We start from the raw sequence: 9,363 nt of genomic DNA, 5'->3' as shown, positions 1-9,363 counted from the left end.
GAAGGACTAATTCCGGCGTTAATTCTAATTAATAGGCGGCCCCATAGTTCACCCTCATACTTCCAGATTTTTACTTGGACAAAAGAAAGTTAATATTTATTGTGCTAATCTAAAGGGCGGCCCCGCTTAAATCAGCTGTCAATAGAGCGAGTAAATACGAGGCTGATATTAACCGGAGCTTCAAGGACTTTGCCTTCCACTACAATTGCGCGATCAATCCCACAAGAGGATACTCCCCCCAGGATAAAGCCTTGGTTGAGAATGCTGTACATCTTGTTTACCAACGCATTTATTATCCGCTCAGAGAGATAACTTTCTTCTCGCTGGAAGACCTTAACAATGAGATCAGCAAACTGTTGGAGCGGTATAACGAATTGATATTTAAACGCAAAGAGTCCAGCCGCATAGAGCTCTTCCAAGCTGTAGAGCGTCAGTATCTGAAAGTACTTCCGGATACACCCTATGAGCTGAAGGATTTTAAAAGGGCAAAAGTACAGAAGATGGGATATGTATACTTCTCGCCCGACAAAAGCTATTATAGTGTCCCGTACCGCTTTATCGGGAAAGAAACCCAGATCCACTACACGCAAAGCAGGATCGAAGTCTTTCATAATCACCAAAGAATAGCCATGCACCAGCGCAATCTGGCCAAGGGGGCATATATCACAAATACCGACCACTTAAGCAGTACGCATAAGTTTTACTCAGACTGGAATCCGGAGTTCTTCAGACAAAAAGCGGCACCACACGGTCAGCACGTGCTAGCGTGCGTAGAAAAGATACTTATCGCCCAGGATTACCCTGAGATAGGCTACAAACGGGCCCTGGGTGTTATCCAACTCTATCGCGCATACGGCTCTCAAAGGCTCGACCAGGCCTGCAAAAGGGCTTTGGATACAGATGCGTGCTCATATATACGGATCAAAAACATACTCAAAAATAATATGGACAAAGTACCCTTATATGAGTTGGACCTGCAAAATACAAATGACCATATACCATTCCATAGCAACATACGGGGCGCTTCCGCATATGAATAATCACAACCAAAAAACAGAAGAATGAACAATCAGACAGTTGAAAAATTAAGGAATATACGCCTGGGGGCCATGGCCCAATTACATCTTACTTACGTCGAACAAAACAGGCTTGCGTCAATGACATGTGATGAATATCTGGCTCTGCTGACCGATCACCAATGGGAGCAGCGGCAAAATAGCAAGGTAGAAAGACTTCTCAGACAAGCTAGCTTCAGGCAACTTGCCAGTATGGCTGACATCAACTACTCGGCAGACAGAAACCTGGACAAAAATATGTTTGCCCGTCTGGGCACACTTGACTTCGCAGCCAGAAAAGAGAACGTCATTATCTGCGGGGCTTCTGGTACAGGAAAAAGTTATCTCTCTCAGGCGCTGGGCCACCAGGCATGTCTATCAGGAATAAAAACGCTGTATACTGTGACTGGAAGACTCTTTAAAAAGCTAAAACTCAGCAAGGTTGACGGCACTTACCTTAAAGAACTTGAAAAACTGACCCGCGTCCAGCTATTAATCCTTGACGACTTCGGACTGCAGGCCTTCGACAATCAGGACAGGGAAATCATGATGGATATAATCGATGACCGGCATGGCAAAAAATCAACCATAATATCCTCGCAGATACCCGTATCTGCATGGTATGAGATCATTGGTGGGCAGGGCACCATTGCAGATGCTATACTGGACAGGATCATCAACTCATCACATAGAATTGATCTGAAAGGAGACTCGCTTCGAAAAGGCATACTCAAACAGGAATAACAACAACTTTTTTTATATCATTGTATGATCTTTTAAAGTGGCACGGTTTGACCGAAATCACTGGCATGGTCCCTCCGAAATATCCACCGGATCAGTGAAATTAAACTGATCTGTCTCATTTGGCTCATTTTTAGGCTCTTTCGGAGCTTTCCCTCTGGGCTTCTTGCCCGTTTTCTCCTCTATCTCTGTGCGTGCTTTTATCTTCTTGTCGTATTCTTCTTTTTCTTGCTTATAACGCTCGGTCGCCCGGGCTTCGACTGCAGCCTTGGCTGCTTTTATTTTTTCTAAGCGATCCTCACGCCGTTTCAATTCGGCAGGAACGTCCATTTTTTCTGGCCTTTCCTGTTCATCGGTGCTGGATGCAATAGCAAGTAGTTTGCTGATTTCTGACTCTAACTGTTCTTCAACTCGTTTCATATATTCAAAACTCATCGCCGCGCGGCGGACCGTCTTATGCTTGCTTGCATTGGCTTGAATTTTTGTGCCGTCAAGGTAGACATTCCCCAGTTTTACAAGACCTAACTCTCTTCCAATGAGTAATATATCCTTAAATCATCCCTTGATTTTACCAAGAAAACGCTTACGAAATCCGGCAATCGTGTCATGATCAGGATGTTGATTGCCTGCTATAAAGCGAAAAGCTACCGAATCATATGTAGCGGCCTCTATTTTCCTGGAACTAAACACGCCGGTGGAATAACCATAAAAGATTAGCGCTAAAAGCAATTTAGGATCGTAGGCAGCTGTGCCAGCACCTCTAATACTGGCTGTAAATCCTTGAAAAATCCAATCTGTCAACTATTTCAATTATAAAGCGTGCCAAATGGTCCTGTGGCAACCATTCTTCGAGATCATAGGGCATAAATGTCGTTTGTCCACGGTTAGCTCCTACAAAATGTTTCATAATCTGAAGGTACCAAATTATATGCAAACGTTCAAGCCCGACAGGCTCCTAGGTCCTGAAATTGTCCATTACTAATGTTATTTTTTGAGGATTCGGACAAAATTTGTCTGATATACGTTTTACGAATTTAGCCCATTCCTTTTTCGTTTTTAATTCTGTTACTTCAACCAAGTGCCTGCCCTTTAATGGCTCACTGGCCATAAAAATATTGGCAAATCCATGCCTGATGTATTCGTAATCAACCCTGGCTTCTTGACCAAGTTTCATGGGCACCGGTATCCGGGCATCCTCGATCAACTGTTTTGGTAATTCATCCATGCATACTACAGGAAATTCTTCACTACAAGGACGTTGATATACATCCAAGATCTGCTCCATGTTTGCAATAAACTCACCACTCCGTTCAGCGGCGATTACCCATCCCCTAACTTTCCAAGGCTTAAGCCGCTGCGGTTCATTTTTTTTGAACATTACCCACCGCAACATGAGAGATACTGTCAACATATTTCAATTCTACCATTTTATCAGCTAAAAGCCTCATGGACCATTTTGCGAAGCCCGATGGCGGGCTGCTACAACAAAGTGACACTAATTTTGCTTCCAATTCTCCATCTATTTTTGGCTCATAAATCCGGGATGTTTTCCGACGCTCCAAAGATGCTTCTAAACCATCCTCGACAAACTTCTTTTTGATTCTGTTTATTGTTCGCATCCCAATGCGCAGCACATTGCTAATTTGTTCATTGGATATTTTCTGGGAATACTCACCCTCATCACTATCTAAAAGAACATACGCTGCCCGAAAAGTTTGTGTTGTATGAGAACCTTTATTGATGATTTGCAATAGCTCATCAACTTCTGTCTTATTCAGTTTAGTATGACGCAATAATAGAATTATTAAAACAGAAAGAGATTCATTTTAAATCACTTTCCGAAGCTATAGATACCAGCACTGCGACCGGGAATTTGTTCTTCCAGTTTATGTGCGTATTGGCCGAGCATGAACGCAACGTGATCCGGGAGCAGACAAAGGCCGGGTTGGAATCAGCCAGGGCAAGGAGCAGATCAGGAGGCAGACCGGAAGGATTGAGCGTTACCAGAAAATCGCCGTGGAAGTCAAAGAAATGTATGAAAGGAATGTCCATAGCACCGATGCTATACGGGATGTTCCAGATCAAAAGCCAGCCAACCCTTTACAAAATCTTACAATTTGCAGGCTCAAATGTGAAAGGGTTTTTAAAAAAGCGAGGGAATATCTACCAAAATAAAAAATAACTGGTAAAACTGACTTCCCAATACAAGACTTCGAATGCCTTCTGACTCTGCGGCGGTATTTTTCGTTCAATCTTTTAATTTAACCCAATCAAGCCCCCTTTACTTTTTTTTAATTATTTCACCAATGAGGTAGGGTGCTGTCATAAAATTTTGTCTAAGTGATTAAAAGGTATATCTAATATTCGTCGAATTGGAAAAAATGCAGAATAAAGATTTGATTGAAGTTTCCGGAGAAAAAGGCTTGATTCAAACCGATACTATTCCAGAAGCAGATTCGGACAAACCTGTTGATAAGGAGTTTTTTATCAGAAGCATATTCAGAACAGATGTCAAAAAAGGATATGATCTGCTGTTTCGCCATTATTATACACCCCTGTGCAGCCATGCTGTTAGGTACGTATATTCAAAAGAAGTCGCTGAGGATATCGTATCGGAAGTATTTTTGTCCTTCTGGAAAAACGCTGTTCATGAACACATTACTACCTCCTTTCGTGCTTATCTCTTCATATCAGTGCGAAACAAATGTCTTAACTACCTGAAATGGGAACTAAACAGGGAAACTTCGGAAGAACTCGATGAAGTAACTCTTGAATCAGTCCACATTCAACCTGACCGTCTCATGGAGTTTGATGAACTGTACATGAGAATTGAAAGAATAATTGCTGGATTTCCTCCGCAAAATCAAAAAGTGTTCCTAATGAGCCGTTTTGGAGGAAAATCTTATCAGGAGATAGGAGAAATACTTCAAATTTCTAAAAAAGCAGTTGAGGCACATATCAGCAAGGCACTTGTCGAATTTCGGAAGGTACTTAAAAACCCCAATATGTTAATAATTGCAAGCTTATCCGGTTTATTATAACCCAAAATATAACATTACTAAAGACATCCCCCTGGTCTTTTGTAATGTTTCTAAAAGATAAAAAATGAGACCAGAATTGACAAAATATATTGTTTTTACTTATTTCTCAGGCGACGCAACTGCTATGCAGAAACAAATGATAGAGCATTGGCTGACAAATGTACGAAATGTCGAAATTTATTTTGAATGGTTGGAAGAATGGGAAAAAATGCAACTTCAATTCCAGCCCGATACCTTGGCAGCACTCGAAAATGTCACAGAAAAGCTTTTTCAAAAGCAGGAGCCTACCGATGTCGAATTGAAATCTCCGACTCGCCGTGTTTCCAAGAAATTATTGTTGCTATGGGCAGCCGCTAGCCTGATTATGATGGGGTTCGCATCCTACTTAGGTAGGGAATTTGTGATGTACCGTACTTATGAAACATCTTTTGGTGAGCTAAACAAATTTTATCTTGACGACAGTAGTCAAGTGGTGCTAAATGCAAATTCGACGCTTAAGGTTCCCAGATGGGGTTTTGGCAAATCTACAAGACACGTATATCTGGAAGGGGAAGCTGAGTTTTCTGTACAGCACACCGCCGATCATCAATATTTCAAAGTCCATACGGCTGATAACAGTTTGATTACTGTACTTGGGACCGAATTTTCGGTTTATACCAGACCAAAACAAACCAATGTTGTTCTTAATAAAGGCAAAGTCGAGCTTTCCTCCTATATAGGAAACAATCCTTTAACGATGTCGCCAGGCGATCGGGCGACAGTAGAAAGCGATGGAGAAATTAAAATTGAAAAGCTATCAGAAAAACAGCTCGTACAACACGCAGCATGGAAGGAACATCGATTCATCTTCGATGATACCCCCTTGAAAGAAGTGGCCGAGAGAATTCACGAAGTATTCGGTGTTGTCGTGAAAATAAATAACATGGAGCTCGCTTCCCGGACTGCAACCGGGTCTTTCCCGGCAAAAAATGCAGAAGAGCTTCTTACCAGCATGTCTTATATGTATAGTTTTGAAATCACCAAAACCGAAAATAAGATCATATTAATTCCTAACCCTTAATCATTTCCCATCTCAATTTTACCGATTTATGAATTTAAAATTACAGTTAATCAGGGCTTTTTGCCTCTGTATTGCAATCGGTGCATTCCCAAATCTGGCATTAGCCCAGCTCTTTGCCAACTCTAAGACTGTAGTCCGGCAGTCTGACTCGCGGGGACAAATGACAGAGTTAGCGGATATGCTGTTGATACTGAAAGACAAATATCAAGTGGATTTGTTGTTTGAAGAGAAAATCGTCAACAAAATTATGGTGCTTCGCAATAGTATCCGCCCTGCTTTTTCATTTGAAGATAATCTACATGTCCTGCTCCGCTCGACAGACATTCGGTTTAAAAAAGTAAAAACGGGGACGTATTTGCTGTTGGATGAAAAACAAAGTCCGGTACCCATTGAAAAGCCTCTCGAACACCTCCCAAATCCTTCTTCTGCTAACGGAATAAAAATGATTGAAATTATCGGGAGAAAGATTAAAGAGGTGTCGATTCTAAATTCGGAAGTCCCTATAACAGGGCGCGTTACAGACGAAAAAGGAGAAGTGCTTCCCGGAGTTAACATCATGGTAAAGGGAACATCTCGCGGAGTATCTGCCGATGCTTCCGGTAATTACAGTATGTCGGTGCCCGAGGGAGAGGTAAAACTAGTTTTCTCTTTTGTCGGTTACATTACGCGGGAAGTATCGCTGGGGAATCGTAAAACACTGGATGTAATTCTCCATCCGGACAATCAGAATCTGGAAGAGGTGGTGGTGGTAGCTTTTGGAACACAAAGAAAAGAAAGTATTGTAGGGGCTATCTCATCGGTATCTGCAAGTGATCTAAAAGTGCCGGTAAGTAAGCTAAGCAATGCCCTCGCAGGGCAGATCGCTGGTATTGTTTCGGTACAGGGAAGCGGCGAACCAGGCTCGGGTTCAAGCTTCTGGATCCGCGGTATCAGTAGTTTTGGTGCAAATAACACGCCGCTTATTCTTGTGGATGGTATACAGCGTTCAATGGACCTGGTTGATCCTGAGGATATTGAGTCCTTCTCCATTCTGAAAGATGCAAGTGCTACTGCCGTTTACGGGGTAAGAGGCGCAAATGGGATTGTGTTGATCACTACAAAAAAAGGAAAATATTCCGACAAGCCTACGATCAGCACACGCTTTGAAAGAGGTTTTTTGGCTCCTACCAGAGTTCCCAAGTTGGCTAGTGCGGCTCAGTGGATGGATTATTACAATGATATCAGCTATGACGCGAACGGATCCACACCGTTTCCGGATCATCTAAAACAGAAGTATTTATCAGGAGCAGATCCTGATCTATACCCCAACGTGGATTGGATGAAAACCATCTTTAAGGATGTCACAACTAGTAATCGTTTAAACCTAAACGTATCAGGTGGAGGTAAAATCGCCAGGTATTATGTGTCTGGGTCGTATTACAACGAAAACGGTTTATTTAATCCTATAAAAACTAAATCTTACAACCCTTCAGTAAATTATAACAAGTTTACCTTTCGATCCAATCTGGATGTGGATATCACAAAATCTACAGAGTTGAGTCTGAATCTTTCCAATACCTACGAAACTAAAAACCGTCTAGGAGTTGACATGGCAAACATGTATAGCGGGGTGATTACGACTCCTTCCATTGCTATTGCTCCCTATTATTCTGATGGAACCTATGCTCAGCCACTTGTGGGGTCCAACCCTTACTACTGGTTAAACAGCACTGGTTTTTCCAAGGATTTCTGGAATACGTCACAGTCTTTGATGAGTGTGACACAAGATTTGAGTAACTTTGTTCTTCCCGGTTTAAAGTTTAATATCAAGTTTTCTTGGGATGCTACCAATGAATCGACACTAGATCAAAGAAAAAACCCGGCGACCTTTTATGCAACAGGCCGAGATGAAAGCGGAAATCTGATTCTGCATAAAAATGCTGACGGAAGTGATTACCTGTCTTTGGCCAGATCCAACCGCGGAACGAAAACCACCAACCTGGAATCCTCGCTTAATTACGACAATGCCTTTGGGGATCACCGGATTGGGGGATTGTTTTTATTCACCAGAAGAGAGCATACCAATAATTTCCCTGCTAACTACATATCTTCCTTTCCGTATCGTAACATTGGTGTTGCAGGACGGATTACCTATGCTTTTCAAAACAAATTGTTTTTCGATGGCAATTTCGGTTACAATGGATCCGAGAACTTTGCTCCGGCACACCGATTTGGATTTTTCCCTTCCGTGGGTATTGGCTATAATCTAAGTAAAGAGAAATTTTTTCAAAAAATATTTCCGGCTGTTAATTTGATGAAATTCCGGGGTTCTCACGGTTACATCGGAAATGACCAGATTGGTGGCGACCGCCGTTTTGCCTATAATTCCGAAATGCAGAATTCTGGTGCATATACCTTTGGAACGACAGGACAAAAATACATTGCCGGTGTAGCAACCGGCAATCCGGGTAACCCGAATGTAGCCTGGGAAGAGGCGATTAAAACCAACGTTGGCTTCGAACTGGGAATTTGGGATAAGCTGAAACTTCAGGTGGATTATTTTAGTGAAAAACGGGATGGTATCTACATTTTACAGCAAAGTGTTCCCTCTATTGTCGGTGTAAACATCGCACAATATGTCAACCTGGGTAAAATGCAGAACCGGGGCATTGATGGATCCGTTGAATACAGCTATGTCAAAGGGGATTGGCTGCTGTCAGCACGCGGAAACTTCTCATTCAACCGTAATAAAGTCCTTTATAATGATGCGCCTACTCCAATTTATCCATACCAGGATGTTGTCGGACAGGCTTATGGCCAACAAGTTGGGTTGATTTCTCTGGGGCTTTTTAAATCTGTGGAGGATATTAATCAAAGTCCGGTTCAAAAGTTCGGTGCTGTGATACCTGGTGATATCAAGTTTAAGGATATCAACGGAGATGGCATGGTGGATAGCTATGACCGTATTGCCATCGGACGAAGCACCGTACCGGAAATATCATACGGTTTTGGGCTAAGTGCCAAATATAAACAGTTCGATTTGTCGGCTTTCTTTCAGGGCACAGGCAACGTTACAAGAGTTATCAGCGGAGGCCCTATACAGGGACCAGAAGGGAGTATCCTTGTGAACGGACAAATTTTGGCAGATGCTGCTGAAAAAAGATGGAGTCTGAAAAACCAGAACCCTAATGCGGAATATCCACGAATGTCACTGGCTTACAATGAAAACAACCGGCAGGCCTCTACCTTTTATCAAAAAAACATGCGCTTCATGCGGGTAAAAAATGCAGAGATCGGTTACACGGTCCCAAAAAGTCTGGTCAGTAAGGCAAGAATCTCTACTGTAAGAATTTACATACAAGCGGTTAACTTATTTACCTTCAGTAAATTCAAGCTCTGGGATCCGGAACTGAATGCCAACTACGGTAATATTTACCCGCAAATGAAAACGGTTAGTTTCGGAGCAAGTCTTAATTTTTAACAGTGA

The 9,363-nt window shown here is 42.2% G+C and carries 10 protein-coding genes; 6 read left to right on the top strand and 4 right to left on the bottom strand.

Annotated elements, in window-relative coordinates; genetic code table 11:
* The first annotated feature begins 251 nt into the window (after window positions 1-251).
* Together RB622_RS20135 and istB are read left to right on the top strand one after the other, a co-directional pair.
* Entirely contained in the window at window positions 252-1,040 is a 789-nt protein-coding gene (locus RB622_RS20135) for a Mu transposase domain-containing protein (RefSeq protein ID WP_308048421.1), read from the top strand.
* A gap of 21 nt (window positions 1,041-1,061) precedes the next feature.
* On the top strand, window positions 1,062-1,799 hold the full coding sequence (gene istB, locus RB622_RS20130; RefSeq protein WP_308048420.1) for an IS21-like element helper ATPase IstB: 738 nt from the start codon (window positions 1,062-1,064) through the stop codon (window positions 1,797-1,799).
* 57 nt (window positions 1,800-1,856) lie between these two features.
* On the opposite strand, the gene RB622_RS20125 is transcribed toward istB, so the two are convergent.
* The 4 genes from RB622_RS20125 to RB622_RS20110 all read right to left on the bottom strand — a co-directional run bounded on the left by RB622_RS20125 (window position 1,857) and on the right by RB622_RS20110 (window position 3,589).
* Window positions 1,857-2,216: a hypothetical protein gene (locus RB622_RS20125; protein WP_308048419.1), complete on the bottom strand. Its 360-nt coding sequence runs from the start codon at window positions 2,214-2,216 to the stop codon at window positions 1,857-1,859.
* A 135-nt stretch (window positions 2,217-2,351) separates the two neighbouring features.
* Window positions 2,352-2,597, bottom strand: coding sequence for a transposase (locus tag RB622_RS20120; RefSeq protein ID WP_308048418.1), 246 nt, complete (start codon window positions 2,595-2,597; stop codon window positions 2,352-2,354).
* A 154-nt stretch (window positions 2,598-2,751) separates the two neighbouring features.
* Window positions 2,752-3,207: a transposase gene (locus RB622_RS20115; protein ID WP_308048417.1), complete on the bottom strand. Its 456-nt coding sequence runs from the start codon at window positions 3,205-3,207 to the stop codon at window positions 2,752-2,754.
* A complete protein-coding gene (locus RB622_RS20110; protein ID WP_308048416.1) occupies window positions 3,158-3,589 on the bottom strand; it encodes a helix-turn-helix domain-containing protein in 432 nt (143 codons plus the stop codon). The genes RB622_RS20115 and RB622_RS20110 overlap by 50 nt, the downstream gene beginning before the upstream one ends.
* Between RB622_RS20110 and RB622_RS20105 the strand changes: the two genes are divergently transcribed.
* From RB622_RS20105 to RB622_RS20090, 4 genes are all read left to right on the top strand, one after another.
* Window positions 3,589-3,978 (top strand): recombinase family protein, encoded by a 390-nt coding sequence (locus RB622_RS20105; RefSeq protein ID WP_308048427.1) that lies wholly within the window; start codon window positions 3,589-3,591, stop codon window positions 3,976-3,978. The genes RB622_RS20110 and RB622_RS20105 overlap by 1 nt on opposite strands.
* Window positions 3,979-4,177: 199 nt before the next feature.
* The gene (locus tag RB622_RS20100) at window positions 4,178-4,837 is read left to right on the top strand and encodes an RNA polymerase sigma-70 factor (protein ID WP_308048415.1); all 660 of its coding nucleotides are present in this window, start codon (window positions 4,178-4,180) and stop codon (window positions 4,835-4,837) included.
* 64 nt (window positions 4,838-4,901) lie between these two features.
* A complete protein-coding gene (locus RB622_RS20095) occupies window positions 4,902-5,897 on the top strand; it encodes a FecR domain-containing protein (protein ID WP_308048413.1) in 996 nt (331 codons plus the stop codon).
* 28 nt (window positions 5,898-5,925) lie between these two features.
* On the top strand, window positions 5,926-9,357 hold the full coding sequence (locus RB622_RS20090) for a TonB-dependent receptor (protein WP_308048412.1): 3,432 nt from the start codon (window positions 5,926-5,928) through the stop codon (window positions 9,355-9,357).
* Window positions 9,358-9,363 lie beyond the last annotated feature (6 nt).

The sequence above is a fragment of the Dyadobacter sp. LHD-138 genome, assembly GCF_030929615.1.
In the GTDB taxonomy this organism is placed as follows: domain Bacteria; phylum Bacteroidota; class Bacteroidia; order Cytophagales; family Spirosomataceae; genus Dyadobacter.
Note: the sequence above shows the minus strand (reverse complement) of the source record. Positions and strands in the feature narration are given on the sequence as shown.